We start from the raw sequence: 16,257 nt of genomic DNA on the forward strand, positions 1-16,257 counted from the left end.
TCTCTCAAGGCCGCCCTACCGGCGCATGCTCAGGCTTCAGATACGGAAACTGCCAACCAATTGCTTGAGGCGCAGCGCCTGCTGTTCGAGGTCGGCGCATGCACGCAGGGTGGACTGCAGGTTTTCCACACCTTCCTGATTGAGCGTGTTGATTTCGGTGATATCGACGTTGATCGATTCCACCACGGCGGTCTGCTCTTCGGTGGCGGTGGCTACCGACTGGTTCATGCCGTCGATTTCGCCGATGCGCTGGGTAACGCTGACCAGGCGTTCACCGGCCTGGTTGGCGATGGTGACGCTGGACTCGCTCTGGCCCTGGCTTTCATTCATCAGGATGACCGCCTGGCGTGCACCTACCTGCAACTGCTCGATCATGCCTTGAACCTGCTGCGCCGATTCCTGGGTGCGGTGCGCAAGGTTGCGAACTTCGTCGGCGACCACGGCAAAGCCCCGACCGGCTTCGCCGGCGCGCGCGGCTTCGATTGCCGCATTGAGCGCAAGCAGGTTGGTCTGCTGTGAAATGCTGGTGATCACTTCCAGAATCTGACCGATGTTGACGGTGCTGGCGTTCAGGCTTTCGATGTTGCTGCACGAGCCGCTGATCTTCTGCGACAGCACGTTCATGGCACTGATGGTCTGGCCGACCACCGCCTGACCATCGGCGGCCAGATTGCGCGCGGCACTGGAGTGCTGCGAAGCCAGGGCGGCGTTCTGGGCGATCTCCTGCGCGGCGGCGCCAAGTTCGTTGATGGCGGCGGCCACGCTGCTGGTGCGGTTGACCTGCTGATCGGAGTTGACCATCGAGGAATTCGAGGCGCTGACCACGCGCAGCGCCACTTCGTTGACCTGGCCGGTGGCCGAGGCCACCTCGCGGATCGAGTCGTGGATACGCTCGACGAAACGGTTGAACGACAGCGCCAGGGCGCCGAACTCGTCGGCGCTGTGCAGGGTGAGTCGACGGCTCAGATCGCCCTCGCCTTCGGCGATGTCGTGCATGGCCCGGCCCATTGCGTGCAGCGGTTGCATCAGCAGGCGAATCAGCATGCCAAGCAGGGCAATGGTGAGGACCACGGCAATGACCGTAGCGATCACCGCCGAGCTGCGAAACTGGCTGAGCATCGAGTAGGCCTTGGCCTTGTCCATGCTCAGACCGATGTACCAGTCGACCGAAGGCAGCCCCTCGACCTTGGCGAAGGTGACGATGGACGGACGGCCATCGCGTTCGACCTCGGTGACGTCGCTGCCGATGGGCGGTGTGTGCTGCGGGTACACGTCCTTGAGTGACTTCATCACCAACTGGTTGTCGGGGTGGACCAGGATCTTGCCGTCGGCGCTGACCAGAAAGGCGTAGCCACTGCCGTCGAAGTCCAGCGAGTTGATGGTCTTGACCAGTGTCTCGAGGCTCAGATCGCCCCCTACTACACCGACCGGCTGACCATTGGCGCTCAGCGAGGGGGTGGCAATGGTGAGGATGGTCTTGCCGTTGGCGGCATCGACGTAAGGTTCGGTGAGGATGGTCCGGCGCGCGCTCATGGCGTCGGTGTACCAAGGCCGCGTGCGCGCATCGTAGCCTTCGGGCATGGTATCGGGCGGCTCGAGGAAATAACCTCCCGAAACATTGCCGAGGTAGGCAAACTCGAAGTTGGCCAGCAAGGTTTTCTGCTTGAGCAGCGCGCCTATGGCTTCGGGGCTGGGGTTGAGGGCGACGCTCTCGGCCAGGGTCTCGGCCAGCAGAATACGCCCCGAAAGCCAGTGCTGAATATTCGTGGCGGTGCCACTGCCCATTTCGTGCAGGTAGCTTTCCAGGTCGGCGCGGATGGCGTTGCGCTGCAGGTAATCGTTGTAGAACGTGAACAGCGCGAAAGCTGCGGTCACGATGAGCGAAGCGGCCAGGAGAATCTTGTGGCTGAATTTCAGGGTTTTTTGCATGGCCGGTAGGTCCGCTGTGAGGTTGCACGGGCTATCGGCAAATGTGTGACAGTATTTAGCGTGGATCCAATAATAGCCTGATGCCATTAGTTATTTCCGACTGGCGGTAGTTATTTTATTTTCGAGATGCCTGGGCCTTGACCGACAGATGGCCTCGGCCGACAGATTGGGCTTTGACCAACCAGGGAACAGCCACCCGGTGAACCGGTCCAACCGGACACTCAGGGTGGGTATCACCCATGAAGGAGTTGAGCGCATGGCAATCGAACGCTACAACGGCTTCGCCCAAGCCTTGCATTGGCTGACGGTCGCCGCGCTATGCCTGGTACTGCCGTGTGTGTGGGTAGCGGAGAATTTTCCGCCCGGTCCGGTACGGGTGCTCTGGTACCTGGCACATGAATCCATGGGCATCAGTGTCGGCCTTCTGGTGTTGATACGGCTGACCTGGCGCTGGCGTCATCGGGCCCCGGCCTATCGCGCGGAGATCGGTGCCGGTACGCGAGTATTGGCCCATCTGAATCATGGCTTGCTGTACGCAGTGTTACTGACCATGCCAGTGACCGGCTACCTGATGGCCGGAAATGGCCAGGACGTACCGTTTTTCGGGCTGGTATCGCTGCCCGGCTTCGCCCAGAACGAGGCGCTGGGGAAACTCGCCAATACGGTACATGTGTGGGGGCAATTCGCGCTGTACGGATTGATCATCCTGCATGTCGCCGCCACGGTGTGGCATGTGGCGGTGCGCCGGGACGGCATGCTCGAGCGGATGCTGCCGCCGCAACGCGACTGACGCGTGCCGCCAACCTGCCGTCAGCGCTGGCCCATGCTGCTGAACTGTCCGAGTACCTGCACGAACTGCGACAGCGGCATCTTCTGGCCGTTGAAATCCACTACGGCATCGCTGTAACGAAGGCTGGCACGTAAATGCTCGCCTTCGTCCTTCACCAGCCCGAGCATCTGTCCCAGCGCGGCGACGGTGGCGCTCAGATCGCGCCCGGCCTGTTCCACACGCGCCGGGTCGGTCTGCCCTTGAAGGCTGGCCTGCAGGGTGCCCACGTCTGCCAGCATCGGCTTGGACAGTTGCAGATCCGCCTGAACACTGGCGATCAGTGCGGGCCAATAGGCCGGCGAGCCTGGTTTGGCCGGTGCTGGATTGGCCAGGCGAGCCGTCAGGTTCAAATGGCTTTCGCCGTGTTCGGTGGCCAGGCTCAAGCGCTCCAGTTGCAGTTGGGGCCTGGCGTCCAGGAGCCTGCCGATGAGCGTTTCCAATTGCTGCCGCTGCGCAATGTTCAGGCGCAAGGGCGGTAGCGTGCCGTCGGGCAGTGGTGCCTGCCACTGCGGTGCGATGACCGTTCGATAGAAATCACCGAAGTCACGACTGGCCGCAATATCCAGGTTGGCCAGCTTGATGCTCATCTGCAGCGCGCCGACCGGTCGGCTGGCGTAGCTCAGGGCGCCGACACTGTAGCTGGCCTGGACGTCAAGGTTGCCCTCCACTTCCTGCATCAGGCCGGAAGCGGCAAGGTTTTCCACCTGAATGGGGGCGATCTGGGCGCCCTGCAGGCTGGCCTGGGCCAACTTGAGGTCCGAGTGCCCCAGGTACAGGCCAGAGGCGCCCAGGGTGCCGCCGGTATCGAAGCTCAAGCCTTTGAATTGCGCCTGCAGGCGACCTGCCTGGCCTTCGATGTCGGCCAGCAGTTCTTCGCTGCGGCCGGTCAGGCTGTAATGGCTGGCGTCGGCATTCAACACCAGGCGGGCGCTCAACCCGGAAAATCTCACGGTGTCGTTGCCCTCGCGGGCGTCGAGCGGCAACAGTTGCAGGTGCGTGTCGCTGGCACCGTCGTAACCGATGCTGGCCTGACCGCGCAATGGCGGCTGGTCCTGACTCATGGCGAACCAGGCCTGGGTGTCGGCGTTGCGTTCGAGGGCGAAGTTGCTCGCCGCCATCACTGGCATCAACCTGAATGTTTTCAGGTGTGACCAGGGCAGCGGCCCGTGCTCGATGTGATCGACCAGCAACAGTTCGCGGTTTTCAGGCCCACCGTCGGCCTGCATGCCGTGGAGTCTGATTCGGTAGTGCGCAGTACTGGTGAAGAAGCCTCGCTCCAGGGACAGCAGCTCGATCTGCATGCCGGCCTGGCCGTCGACGCTGAAGGAGGCAGCGAACTCGCGATTGGCCTGCTCGATGGCGTTGTCGAGGACCGGCTTTAACTGGGTGCCGGTGTACCACGCTCCACCCGAGGTAGCGGCAGCAGCCACGACGACGATGCCGGCAATGATGCCTGTTGCTTTGTTCATGATCGGACTCATTCGAAAGTATACCGCTGCACCTGGAGCGCTGCTGCTCAGGGCAATGGCAGGACGGCCACGGGGCAGTGCCGGTCTGCAGGTTAGCACCTGCGCTCTGTGACCAGCCAGCCAGGCAGCGGCTCGTCCGGCTGCAAATTGCTACCGATGATGACTTCTGTCGCGGCCACTGGAACGAGCCGTTTTCTTTGCATATCCGTAACTTGTACGCAACAGTTTATGCCCTTTCGTCAGTCTTTTTTTTCCGGCACAGAACCCTTGCGCGTTGCGTCAGTCGACTGTTCAGACGCTTACGCATCATTGAAGGGACGCCCCCCATGACTACCGCCTCCATTCTAGTCCTCGAAGATGAGGACCTCATTCGGCTTCTGCTCACTACGGTGCTCGAAGATGCGGGTTTCGAGGTAACGGCATTCGCAACCGCCGACCAAGGCTACGACTTTCTGGAGACGCATCCCGGAGAAGTCAACATGGTCGTCAGCGATATCCGCATGCCAGGGCATATGGACGGATACGACTTGAGCAGGATGGCCGCCGAGCGCTGGCCTACCTTGCCGATTCTGTTGACATCCGGGTACTCGGGTCGTGATCTGGAGCTGGGGCCCAACGTCCAGTTCCTGCCCAAACCGTGGACCAACGAGCGGTTGTTGAGCAAGGTGAACACGTCGCTGCACATGCATTGATGGGCAGGAAACATCAGCGCGGTTTGTACTGCAGGATATCCCTGGCAAACGTCGCAGCCTGACGGGTCATCTGGTCGAGTTGGCGGTCGCGTTTCTTTTCGGCCTCAAGCATGGCTTTGCGCCCGTGCTGGTTGAGCAAATAGGCGTGAATCTGCCGGACTTCCAACGAAGCGTAAACAGGTGCGACATCCAGCACCGCAATGGGCTGATCGGTCGCTGTGCCGTCATTGCTCAGCTTGACCTGCGGACCCTGCGCGCCGATCACCTGAAATCCCAGGCTCTCGAACCACGGCACTTTACCCACCACGCAGGCCAGTTCGACGTGCGCATGACGCACCCTGATCGCCTCCAGCAGTGCCCGCGCCACCCCTTGCCTGCGCCGAGCCGCACGCACTGCCATGTAGGCCACGGTGCACACCCCCGGGTCATGTTCGGCCCGCAGGAACAAAGCAAAGCCGTCCAGCGTTTGCGGATGCGCGTCGTCGAAAGCCATTACCAGTTCAGGCTGTACCTCTCGCCCACCTGCCATGGCCTCAAGGTACAGATGCACTTCATAGCCGATGCCATATTGGTAGAGCTGGTACAACGGATTGCTCGGGGTGATGCCCAGGCTGCTGATGTCGGTGAGGTAGTCGACCACCATCTGCAGTAACTGACTTTTGACATCCTCGGACGGCGCGCAAGTGGAGTGATGAATCAGTGACATCGGTAGCAAGGCTCCGGCACTACGTGCACAGGTGAAAGTGCACGAATGATAAACCCTGGCTTGCCTGGATCGACAGTGGCACGTGCCCACCACGCGCGTGGCGGGCGGACAGGGCTTGCGTCAGCCGCGCCCAACGAACGGCATATTCGTCGCCATCACGGTCATGTTCAACACGTTGGCTGATAACGGCAGCTTGGCGATGTAGCGAACCGCGTCGACAACGTGAACCATATCGACCATGGGTTCGACAGCTATGTCGCCATTGGCTTGGCGGACACCCTTGGTCATGCGCGCCGACAACTCGGTAAGGGCATTGCCGATGTCGATCTGGCTGCAGGCGATGTTGAACTCGCGACCGTCTAGCGCCAGGCTTTTGGTGATGCCCAGCACGGCGTGCTTGCTGGCCGTATAAGGCATGCTGAAACTGCGTGGCGTGTGCGCCGAGATCGAACCGTTGTTGATGATCCGGCCGCCTTGGGGTTGCTGTCGACGCATCAACCCGAAGGCTGCGCGACAACACAGAAACACCCCGGTGACGTTGGTCTGCAGTACATCAGCCCATTTGGCCACGTCCAGCTCGTCGATGGGCACTGCCGGCGCGCCGATGCCGGCGTTGTTGAAGATGACGTCGAGGCGCCCATAAGTCTGCTCGACGGTGGCGAACAACGCATCCACGCTGTCACTGTTGCGAACATCGGCTGCAATGGCCAAGGCCTCACCGCCCTGCTCGGCGATCGCCTGTGCCACCGCCTGCACCGCTTCCAGGCGCCTGCCTGCCAGCACCACGCAGAACCCGTCGGCTGCCAGCCCAAGGGCCGTCGCTCGGCCAATGCCGCTGCCGGCCCCTGTCACCAACGCTATCTTCTTCGACATGCTTGTCTCTCCGGTTTCGGGATCAGTTGCTGTCCGCCGCGCGCCCCTTGCGCTCCTGGATCATCTGTTCACCACTTTGCTGGCGCTGCTGCTGGAGCATATCGCTGCCTTCAGGCGATGACGAGGGCGCAGGCTGCTGGAGCGTACTCGAACTTCGAGTAGTCGGCGCGCGATTCATGCTACTGGACGGGTTGCGCGTGGTATTGGCCTGGGGCTGCGCGGTGCTGGGTGCCGGGGCCGTGTTGGTTGCGGGACTGGCAGCGGAACCGGCCGCTGGGCTGGAGGCACTGACGCCCGGCGCAGCACCCACGCCGCATGAGGCAGCGAAAAGCATTCCAACGAGGCCGGTGTACTTCAGGGCATGCAAAAGCGCTTTCATGGATGCTTACCTCAGGCAATGACGCGGTGGGTTTCCTGTTGTAGCTGAGCCTGCAGCGCCTGCGGAGTTCCCCGGTCGCGTCGAGCGCTCGGGCCGTCGTTGGCTTGGGGGACTGCGGCTGGGTTACCCTTGCAGAGCTGAACCTGCACCCACCCATACGTTTCAACAAGGATCGAAACAATGTCCGAGCCGGCGAAAAACCGCGCCTCTCATCAGGCCCACTGCAAGGACTGCAGCCTGGCGCCGCTGTGCCTGCCGCTGTCCCTGGAGCTGGCTGACATGGACGCGCTGGACGACATCATCAAGCGCGGCCGTCCGCTCAGGAAGGGTGAGTTCCTGTTTCGCCAGGGGGAAGCCTTCGCAGCCGTCTATGCCGTGCGCTCCGGTGCCTTGAAGACGTTCAGCCTGAGCGACGTTGGTGAAGAGCAGATCACCGGCTTTCATCTGCCCAGTGAACTGCTGGGGTTGTCCGGTGTGGACCGCCTGGTGTACCCGGTGACCGCGCAGGCACAGGAAACCACGTCGGTGTGCGAGATTCCTTTCGAACGCCTCGACGAGCTCTCGGTGCAACTGCCGCAACTGCGCCGCCAACTGATGCGGGTGATGAGTCGTGAAATCCGCGACGATCAACAAATGATGCTGCTGCTGTCGAAAAAGACCGCCGAGGAGCGTATCGCGACTTTTCTGGCCAATCTTTCGGCCCGGCACACTGCACGCGGCTATTCGGCGGTGCAGTTTCGTCTGAGCATGTCCCGCAACGAGATCGGCAACTTTCTCGGCATGGCGGTGGAGACGGTGTCGCGGGTGTTCACCCGGTTCCAGCACGGTGGCCTTCTCGAAGCCCAAGGCAAGGAAGTGCGCATCCTCGATGCGCAACGGCTGTGCGCCGTGGCCGGTGGCTCGGGGTTCGAATGAGCACGGCAGGTGAGGCAGTACTGGCTACCACTGAGGGTTATACTGCGCAACCCCTGCCCTGCCAGAGCTATGACCGATGGTTTTCGACGAACACAGCTTCAAATCCCTGATCCGCCCTGTGCCGGATTTCCCCAAGCCCGGCGTGGTGTTTCGTGACATCACGCCGTTGTTCCAGTCGCCCAAGGCCCTGCGCCTGGTGATCGACAGTTTCGTGCACCGCTACATCGACGCTCAGTTCAGCCATATCGGGGCCATGGATGCTCGGGGCTTTCTGATCGGTTCCATCGTTGCCCACGAACTGAACAAACCACTGATCCTGTTCCGCAAGCAAGGCAAGCTGCCGGCCCATGTGCTCAGCGAGGGTTACCAGACCGAATACGGCGAAGCGTTTCTGGAAGTGCACGCCGACAGCCTGTGCGAAGGCGACTCGCTGGTACTGTTCGATGACCTGATCGCCACCGGCGGTACGCTGATCGCCGCGGCCAACCTGGTTCGGCGCATGGGTGCCGAGGTGTTCGAGGCCGCCGCGATCATCGACCTGCCGGAGTTGCAAGGCTCGCAGCGCCTGCAGGACGCCGGCGTGGGCACCTTCTGCCTGACCCGCTTCGCCCTCGACGAGCGCTAGCGCACGTCGCAGCAAAGCTGCGACGTTCGATCACAGGCAATCCGATGCAGTCCCCGGCGGGATGTTGCGGTCCACATCCGCAGCATCCACTCACAACTGGAGACACCATGACTCATTCTGCATTGGTAGTAGGCGCCAGCGGCATCGTTGGCAGCGCGACTTCGCGATTGCTGCTGGATCAGGGCTGGCAGGTTGCCGGATTGGCGCGCAAGCCCAACGTGGCCGAAGGGGTTACCCCCGTGCAGGCCGACCTGATGGATCCGGCTTCGCTGACCACGGCGTTGGCCGATCTGAAGCCCAGCCATGTGTTCTTGACCACTTGGGCTCGCCAGGACACGGAAGCGGAGAACATCCGTGTCAACGCCGCCATGGTGCGCAACGTGCTCGATGCGCTGCGCGCCTCTGGCAGCGTCCAGCACGTAGCCTTGGTGACTGGGCTGAAGCACTACCTGGGCCCGTTCGAAAACTACGGCAAGGGTAGCCTGCCACAGACGCCGTTTCGTGAGGAACAGGGCCGCCTGGACGTCGAAAACTTCTATTACGCCCAGGAAGACGAAGTGTTCGCCGCCGCCGAGCGCGATGGCTTCACCTGGAGCGTGCATCGCCCCCACACCATCACCGGTGTCGCGGTGGGCAACGCCATGAACATGGCAACGACCCTGGCGGTGTACGCGTCCATCTGCAAGGCCACCGGGCGCCCGTTCGTGTTCCCCGGTTCGCGCGTGCAGTGGGACAGCCTGACCGACATGACCGATGCTCGGCTGCTGGCCAAACAACTGCTGTGGGCCAGCACCACGCCTGCCGCGGCCAATCAGGCGTTCAACGTGACCAATGGCGATGTGTTTCGCTGGAGCTGGATGTGGCAGCAGATCGCCGACTGGTTCGGTGTGCAGGCTTCGCCCTTTCCGCAGCAGGTTACGCCCCTGGCCGAGCAGATGGCCGATGATGCGGCGGTGTGGCAGCAACTGGCGCAGGAGCATGGCCTGCTGGAAGCCGATATCGACCGCCTGGTTTCACCGTGGCACACCGACGCCGACCTGGGCCGGCCCATCGAAGTGGTGACCGATGTTTCCAAGAGCCGTCGATTGGGCTTCAAGGAATTCCAGGCGAGTGACCAGGCGTTCTTCGACGTGTTCGAGAAGCTGCGCAGCGAGCGCCTGATTCCCTGAAGCGGTGTATGCGATATGCTGGCGGTCTGCCTGACTGATCCGGACCCCCGCAATGAATGTTCTCAAACGCGCCCTGCTCGACCGCAAGCTGAAGAAGGCCCTGGCGGCACGCAAGTGCCGCCTCGACTGCGGCAGCCGGGGCCTGCGCAATGGTATCGAGCTGACCCTGGAAGAAGGCGTCAAGCTGCACGACGTCAAGCTGTTCGGGCAGCGCCTGAGCATTGGTGCGCACACCGCCGTGATGAGCGGTGCCGAGTTGCACGAAGTGTCCGAGATCGGTCGCTACTGCTCGATTGCGGCCGGCACAGTCATCGGTCACAGCCGCCAGTCCCACCCGCTGGGCTGGTTGTCTACCCATAGCAAACTCTTTGCCCTGCGGGCGGCCCGTACCCCCGACGTGGCTGGCTACTACGTCAGCACTCCAACCACCCTGGGCCATGACGTGTGGATCGGGCGCGACGCGATGGTCATGGACGGCATCAGCATCGGCACGGGCGCCGTGGTCGGGGCACAGTCGTTGGTGAACAAGGATGTGCCGCCTTACGCCATCGTCGCCGGTACGCCGGCACGGGTGATTCGCTACCGCTTCGACGCCGAAACCATCGAGCGACTGCTGGCCAGCCGGTGGTGGGAACTGCCGCCCGAGGCACTAGCGGAACTGCCAATGGAACAGCCCCAGGCGCTGCTCGAGACGCTGTCGCACGCGCCGGCTAGCAGACTCGCGCCACGCCGGATCAAGCTGCACAGCGCAGCGTGGCGCATCGAGGCGCTTTGACCTGTGGTCGGTGCCTGGCCTCGTCTGTGAAGAATGTTTGAATCCAGGCTGTGGCACGCCTGTCTCAACTGCACATTCATTGCACGAACGAGAGGCCTGTATGGACCTGGGGATCAAGGGGCGTGTGGCGCTCATCACTGGCGGCAGCGGCGGCCTGGGCCTGGCAACCGCGAGGCTGCTGGGCGAGGAAGGTGTTTTTGTCGTGTTGAGCGACAAGGATGCCGAAAAGCTCGAAAAAGGAGCCGCCGAGCTGCCCGATACGGTGTTGACCATCGTGGCCGACGTGACCGACCAGCAACAGGTCGACCACCTCGTGGCCCAGGCCGAAGCGCGCTTCGGCCAGATCGACATCGTGGTTCACACCGCTGGTGTGACCGGAGCCAAAGGCGACCCACTGGCGCTGTCCGACGCCGATTACCAGGAAGCTTGGAGCACTGACTTCTTCTCCGCCGTGCGCGTGGCGAGGGCCACCATTCCAAAAATGCGTGAACGTGAGTGGGGACGTTTCGTCTGCATCACCTCGGAGAATGCGGTGCAACCGTACTGGGAGGAAGCGGTGTACAACGTGGCCAAGGCGGCGCTGGCGGCGTTCGTCAAGAACCTGTCTTACAAGGAAGCCGGATTCGGTGTGCTGTGCAACACCGTCGCGCCCGCCTTCATCGAGACGCCCATGACCGATGGCATGATGGAACAGCGCGCGCAGCAGATGGGCACTTCATTCGAAGAGGCAATCGACAGTTTTCTCGAGGAGGAACGCCCTGGCATCGTGCAGAAACGTCGAGGCAAGGCCGAGGAAGTCGCTGCGGTGATCGCCTTGCTGGTGTCTGAGCGAGCATCATTCGTCAATGGCAGCAACGTGCGCGTCGACGGTGGCTCGGTGAAAGCCGTGCAGAACTGAAGCCGTCGATGAAAAAAACTCCCCGCAGGGCGCTGCAGGGAGGTTTTCTTCAAGCGAAACCGATGGCCGGGTGGCGATCAGGCCAGATCGTTTTGCGCCTTGCCAGAGCCCAGGTCGGCGCCGGTAACCGGATTGGCGTCGGGATCGGATTCGGTGCGCAACTTCAATGCTTCCAGCACCTTGGCATCCTTGGCGCTCAGCACCACCGACGCACTGCCGTCACCGCCATCCACCGCTGGTTCCGGATCGGCCACGAACTCCCACTCTTCACCCTGGTTCCACGGGCCGCGGACATTGGGCTCACCGGACATATTGAAATACTTGTTGGTGAATTCCGGCATGCCCGGCAACTTGCCTTGGGGAAAGTTGGGTTGAATGGCATGCAAGGCGTTTTCGAATGACAGTTGGTGTGCGATTTCCCGCGTCATCAAAAACCCAAGTGCTTCTTTCACACCGGGATCGTCAGTGACATTCATCAAGCGCTCGTAAACAATCTTTGCCCGTGATTCAGCAGCGATATTGGAGCGCATATCGGCGGTCGGCTCACCGATGGTATCGATATAAGCAGCGGTCCAGGGTACACCTGCAGAGTTTACCAAGGGCGCACCGGCGCCATACAACAGGCTGGTAATATGGGAATCGTTGCCTGCGCCATTTATCGCACGGTACAACTCGCCTTCTTCCTGCACACCTTCTGCCAGCTGGCCCTTCGCGCCCTTGTTGAGCATGACGATGATCGAACCGACGATCTCCAGATGGCTGAGTTCCTCAGTGGCGATGGACATCAGCAGGTCCTTGCGGCCCGGATCATCCTCGGCCAGCGCCTGGGTGAAGTAACGTGCTGCTGCGGCCAGTTCGCCCTGGGCACCGCCGAATTGCTCCAGCAACAGGTTGGCCAAACCTGGATTGGGTGCAGCGACACGCACGGTGTATTGCAAACGCTTGTTGTGCAAGAACATTGTGGTTTCCTCAGGCTGATCTGATTATGAATCGGCACGCGCTCACTCTTGATAGAGAAGAGACAACGGAACAGCACCGTCATAAGTAGGAAACGACAGCCTTGAGTTAATCCCTTTTAATTACCGCAACCGGATCAATGGTTGTACTTTCAGAGAATAACTACTGGCCTATTGATTTGATCGACAGCACTCATAGTTTGCGTACGCTATATTAGATAGTTTAAAAGCCTACACCTATACCATGCACCAATACCGACCCTGTAGCAGCGGCGCGAGCCGCGTCGGCGACCCACACGGGAAGTCGGCAGCATGCTGCTGTGCCCAGACTCAGCGCGCCCCGCCGCCACGATGACCTTCGACCCATCAGTGGGATTTCCCGAAGAGTTTCTTGCCCAGGCTGACCACTGCCAATACCGCGGCGCCGGTAAGGATGCCGGTCAATGCGTCGACCAGAGTGCTCGCCACCGTACCCATCAGCCCGCCGCCAGCCAGCGCCACCGCCGCTTCACTGAGGTGATGTACGAACGGCAGGCCGTGGGCGATGATTCCGCCACCTACCAGAAACATGGCAATGGTGCCCAGGATCGACAGCACCTTCATCAGCACAGGCGCCAGCCACAGCAGCCCGTTGCCCAGTGCCTGACTGGCCGCACCGGTCTTCTGCTTGAGATACAGGCCAACATCGTCGAGCTTGACGATGCCGGCTACCAGCCCATACACACCTACGGTGATCAGCACGGCGGTGATCACCAGCACGCCGACCTGATCCAGGAAGGGCCGGGTGGACACCACGCCCAACGCCAGCACGATGATCTCCGCCGAGAGGATGAAGTCAGTGCGCACTGCGCCTTTGATCTTGTCCTTTTCGAACGCCACCATGTCGACCTTGGCATCGGCCATGGCGGCCTTGCGCTGCTCGAGTTCGGCGGCCGAATCCTTGTGCAGGAATTTGTGCACGACCTTCTCGAAACCTTCGAAGCACAGATAGGCACCACCGATCATCAACAGCGGCGTGATCAGCCAAGGCGCGAATGCGCTGATCAACAGCGCAGCCGGCACCAGGATCGCCTTGTTCAGCAAGGAACCCTTGGCCACCGCCCAGACCACCGGCAGTTCACGATCCGCCTTGACCCCGGTGACCTGTTGGGCATTGAGCGCCAGATCGTCGCCCAGCACCCCGGCGGTTTTCTTCGCGGCCAGGGAAACGTCGTCGAGCAAGGTTGCGATATCGTCGAGAAGCGTCAGCAAATTGCCTGCGGCCACGGGGAGTATCCTTATGAGTAAGATAGGTGGCTGACGCACGGGGGTCGGCTAAGTTCCCTGGCGGGCCGTTGTTGAGAGCCCGGCAACGCCGGTGCTACCATCGCGGACCATCCGACACAGCCGGATGCCATTGCGCAGAAACAAGGATCTTCGCCCACCATGAGCAGTATTCGCGAGCGCAACAAGGCACTGATTCTGCGCGCGGCCAGTGAGGAATTCGCCGACAAGGGTTTCGCCGCCGCCAAGACCCACGACATCGCCAGCAAGGCCGGCGTGCCCAAGCCCAACGTCTACTACTACTTCAAGTCCAAGGAAAACCTCTACCGCGAGGTGCTGGAAAGCATCATCGAGCCGATCCTGCAGGCGTCCACGCCGTTCGATACGGCGGGCGAGCCGCAGGACGTGTTGCGCGCCTACATCCGCTCCAAGATCCATATCTCCCGCGCCCTGCCCTTCGCCTCGAAAGTGTTCGCCAGTGAAATCATGCACGGCGCGCCGCACCTGAGCGCCGATCAAGTGGAGCAGCTCAATGCCCAGGCCCGGCACAACATCCAATGCCTGCAGACCTGGATCGATCGCGGCCAGATCGCTCCGGTCGATCCGCATCACCTGATGTTCAGCATCTGGGCCGCGACGCAGACCTACGCCGACTTCGATTGGCAGATCGCTTCGATCACCGGCAAGGCAAAGCTGGACGACGCCGATTACGAAGCCGCCATCGACACCATCACGCGCCTGGTGCTCAAGGGCTGTACGCCGGATTAGTCCAGCCCTCGCCCAGGCAGGCCATGGCTTGGCGCACGGCCTTGCACCGGCGCGGCAAAGCTCCTACGCTGTGCGCCTCTTCGGGAAGCACCTTTCTATGACCACTCTGCGTGATCGCCTGTACGTCGTCGTATTTCAAAGCGACACCCCTGCCGGACGGCGCTTCGACAAGACCCTGTTGCTGATCATCCTCGCCAGCCTGCTGGTGGTGATCATCGACAGCGTCGAAACCGTCCACAGCCAGTATGCTGACCTGTTTGCCTGGATCGAATGGGGCTTCACTTTCATCTTCGCCATCGAATACCTGCTGCGCCTGTACTGTTCGCCCAAGCCGCTGCGCTACGCGTTCAGCTTCTACGGCCTGATCGACCTGCTGGCGATCGTGCCCGGCATCCTGGCCATCTACTACAGTGATGCCCAGTACCTGATGATCGTGCGCGTGGTGCGCATGCTGCGGATCTTCCGGGTGCTCAAGCTCAGCCCCTACCTCAAGCAGGCCAACTACCTGCTGGCCGCCCTGCGCGGTAGCAAGCAGAAGATCATCGTGTTTCTGGTCAGCGTCAGCACCCTGGTCACGGTGTTCGGCACCCTCATGTACGTGGTCGAAGGACCGCAGAACGGCTTCGCCAACATTCCCACCGGCATCTATTGGGCCATCGTCACCCTGACCACCGTTGGCTACGGCGACATCGTGCCCACCACGCCGATCGGCCAGGTGCTCTCGGCGATGGTCATGATCACCGGCTATTCGATCATTGCAGTGCCAACCGGCATCTTCACTGCCGAGTTGGCCAACGCCATGCGTGGCGAAGGCCTGCAGCACGAGTGCGCGGTGTGTCACAAGGGTAGCCATGAACAGGCGGCGTCCTTTTGCTCGCAGTGCGGCAATGCCTTGTTCGAAAAAGCGCTATAAGCACAGCAGTTTTTGATCTAACCCCGCCCATCACGTCGACGTGGGGGCGCAGGCATAATGCCGCCTATTTCCAAGAACGCTCGAAGAGGGAACTGCAGTGAAGAAATTGATCGGTGCCTCGCTGTTGGCGGCAGGCTTGACCCTGACCGGCCTGGCCCAGGCCGCGCCCAGCCTGCTCAACGTCTCATACGACGTGATGCGCGACTTCTACAAGGACTACAACAGCGCCTTCCAGAAACACTGGCAGGCTGAACACAATGAAGCGATCACCGTGCAGATGTCCTTCGGCGGTTCGAGCAAGCAGGCGCGTTCGGTGATCGACGGCCTGCCGGCCGATGTCATCACCATGAACATGGCCACCGACATCAATGCCTTGGCCGACAACGGCAAGCTGGTGCCGGACAACTGGGTCACGCGCCTGCCGAACAACAGTGCACCGTTCACCTCGGCGACCGTTTTCATCGTCCGCAAGGGCAACCCCAAGGCGCTCAAGGACTGGCCAGACCTGCTCAAGGACGGCGTGCAGGTCATCGTCCCCAACCCCAAGACGTCCGGCAACGGCCGCTACACCTATCTGTCGGCGTGGGGCTACGTGCTGAAGAACGGCGGCGACGAAAACAAGGCCCGCGACTTCGTCGGCAAGCTGTTCAAGCAGGCGCCGGTACTCGACACCGGCGGCCGCGGTGCGACCACCACCTTCATGACCAACCAGATCGGCGATGTGCTGATCACTTTCGAGAACGAAGCGGAAATGATCGCTCGTGAGTTCGGCCGCGACCAGTTCGAAGTGATCTACCCCAGCGTGTCCGCCGAAGCCGAGCCGCCGGTCAGCGTGGTCGACAAGGTGGTCGACCGCAAAGGCACGCGCGCCGCAGCCGATGAATACCTGAAATACCTGTGGTCGCCCGAAGGCCAGGAGATCGCCGCCAACAACTACCTGCGCCCACGGGATCCGGCAGTGCTGGCCAAGTACACCGATCGTTTCCCGAAAGTTGAATTCCTGTCGGTGGAGAAAACTTTCGGCGACTGGCGCAGCGTGCAGAAGACCCACTTCAACGACGGCGGCGTGTTCGACCAGATCTACACCGGCCAATAACG

Annotated in this window: 17 protein-coding genes; 10 read left to right on the forward strand and 7 right to left on the reverse strand. The window is 61.6% G+C overall.

The genetic code is table 11. The features are described 5' to 3' along the window. Window positions 1-36 precede the first annotated feature (36 nt). Window positions 37-1,929 (reverse strand): methyl-accepting chemotaxis protein, encoded by a 1,893-nt coding sequence (locus tag IFT57_RS18305; protein ID WP_192152251.1) that lies wholly within the window; start codon window positions 1,927-1,929, stop codon window positions 37-39. Window positions 1,930-2,185: 256 nt separating this feature from the next. Here IFT57_RS18305 and IFT57_RS18310 point away from each other — a divergent pair, with 256 nt between their 5' ends. Further along, entirely contained in the window at window positions 2,186-2,719 is a 534-nt protein-coding gene (locus IFT57_RS18310; RefSeq protein ID WP_192152252.1) for a cytochrome b, read from the forward strand. Between the two features lie 20 nt (window positions 2,720-2,739). On the opposite strand, the gene IFT57_RS18315 is transcribed toward IFT57_RS18310, so the two are convergent. Continuing rightward, complete coding sequence (locus tag IFT57_RS18315; RefSeq protein WP_192152253.1) at window positions 2,740-4,227, reverse strand: YdgA family protein; 1,488 nt, start codon at window positions 4,225-4,227, stop codon at window positions 2,740-2,742. Between the two features lie 326 nt (window positions 4,228-4,553). Here IFT57_RS18315 and IFT57_RS18320 point away from each other — a divergent pair, with 326 nt between their 5' ends. Then, entirely contained in the window at window positions 4,554-4,919 is a 366-nt protein-coding gene (locus IFT57_RS18320) for a response regulator (protein WP_192152254.1), read from the forward strand. 13 nt (window positions 4,920-4,932) lie between these two features. Here the strand turns inward: IFT57_RS18320 and IFT57_RS18325 are convergent, their stop codons facing one another. The 3 genes from IFT57_RS18325 to IFT57_RS18335 all read right to left on the reverse strand — a co-directional run bounded on the left by IFT57_RS18325 (window position 4,933) and on the right by IFT57_RS18335 (window position 6,877). Beyond that, entirely contained in the window at window positions 4,933-5,625 is a 693-nt protein-coding gene (locus IFT57_RS18325) for a GNAT family N-acetyltransferase (protein WP_192152255.1), read from the reverse strand. 120 nt (window positions 5,626-5,745) lie between these two features. Beyond that, complete coding sequence (locus IFT57_RS18330) at window positions 5,746-6,498, reverse strand: SDR family oxidoreductase (protein ID WP_122794803.1); 753 nt, start codon at window positions 6,496-6,498, stop codon at window positions 5,746-5,748. A 22-nt stretch (window positions 6,499-6,520) separates the two neighbouring features. Then, on the reverse strand, window positions 6,521-6,877 hold the full coding sequence (locus IFT57_RS18335) for a hypothetical protein (RefSeq protein WP_192152256.1): 357 nt from the start codon (window positions 6,875-6,877) through the stop codon (window positions 6,521-6,523). A 180-nt stretch (window positions 6,878-7,057) separates the two neighbouring features. Here IFT57_RS18335 and fnr point away from each other — a divergent pair, with 180 nt between their 5' ends. From fnr to IFT57_RS18360, 5 genes are all read left to right on the forward strand, one after another. Continuing rightward, window positions 7,058-7,792, forward strand: a complete 735-nt coding sequence (gene fnr / locus IFT57_RS18340) for a fumarate/nitrate reduction transcriptional regulator Fnr (protein WP_192152257.1) — start codon at window positions 7,058-7,060, stop codon at window positions 7,790-7,792. Between the two features lie 76 nt (window positions 7,793-7,868). Beyond that, entirely contained in the window at window positions 7,869-8,417 is a 549-nt protein-coding gene (locus IFT57_RS18345; RefSeq protein WP_122794806.1) for an adenine phosphoribosyltransferase, read from the forward strand. 107 nt (window positions 8,418-8,524) lie between these two features. After that, entirely contained in the window at window positions 8,525-9,586 is a 1,062-nt protein-coding gene (locus tag IFT57_RS18350; protein ID WP_192152258.1) for an SDR family oxidoreductase, read from the forward strand. A gap of 52 nt (window positions 9,587-9,638) precedes the next feature. Next, window positions 9,639-10,361: a CatB-related O-acetyltransferase gene (locus tag IFT57_RS18355; protein WP_192152259.1), complete on the forward strand. Its 723-nt coding sequence runs from the start codon at window positions 9,639-9,641 to the stop codon at window positions 10,359-10,361. Between the two features lie 100 nt (window positions 10,362-10,461). Then, entirely contained in the window at window positions 10,462-11,259 is a 798-nt protein-coding gene (locus IFT57_RS18360; protein WP_122794809.1) for an SDR family NAD(P)-dependent oxidoreductase, read from the forward strand. Window positions 11,260-11,336: 77 nt separating this feature from the next. Here IFT57_RS18360 and IFT57_RS18365 read toward each other — a convergent pair whose 3' ends face one another. Both IFT57_RS18365 and IFT57_RS18370 read right to left on the reverse strand, forming a co-directional pair. Continuing rightward, window positions 11,337-12,218, reverse strand: a complete 882-nt coding sequence (locus IFT57_RS18365) for a manganese catalase family protein (RefSeq protein WP_122794810.1) — start codon at window positions 12,216-12,218, stop codon at window positions 11,337-11,339. Window positions 12,219-12,581: 363 nt separating this feature from the next. After that, window positions 12,582-13,481 carry a DUF808 family protein gene (locus tag IFT57_RS18370; protein ID WP_122794811.1) on the reverse strand — a complete coding sequence of 300 codons (900 nt, stop codon included), beginning with the start codon at window positions 13,479-13,481 and terminating at the stop codon, window positions 12,582-12,584. Between the two features lie 159 nt (window positions 13,482-13,640). Between IFT57_RS18370 and IFT57_RS18375 the strand changes: the two genes are divergently transcribed. The 3 genes from IFT57_RS18375 to IFT57_RS18385 all read left to right on the forward strand — a co-directional run bounded on the left by IFT57_RS18375 (window position 13,641) and on the right by IFT57_RS18385 (window position 16,255). Then, a complete protein-coding gene (locus IFT57_RS18375) occupies window positions 13,641-14,246 on the forward strand; it encodes a TetR/AcrR family transcriptional regulator (protein WP_122713672.1) in 606 nt (201 codons plus the stop codon). 97 nt (window positions 14,247-14,343) lie between these two features. Beyond that, the gene (locus IFT57_RS18380; RefSeq protein WP_192047865.1) at window positions 14,344-15,159 is read left to right on the forward strand and encodes an ion transporter; all 816 of its coding nucleotides are present in this window, start codon (window positions 14,344-14,346) and stop codon (window positions 15,157-15,159) included. A 97-nt stretch (window positions 15,160-15,256) separates the two neighbouring features. Next, entirely contained in the window at window positions 15,257-16,255 is a 999-nt protein-coding gene (locus tag IFT57_RS18385) for a sulfate ABC transporter substrate-binding protein (RefSeq protein ID WP_192047864.1), read from the forward strand. Window positions 16,256-16,257 lie beyond the last annotated feature (2 nt).

Source organism: Pseudomonas sp. CFBP 13719 (assembly GCF_014842095.1).
Taxonomy (GTDB): Bacteria; Pseudomonadota; Gammaproteobacteria; order Pseudomonadales; family Pseudomonadaceae; genus Aquipseudomonas.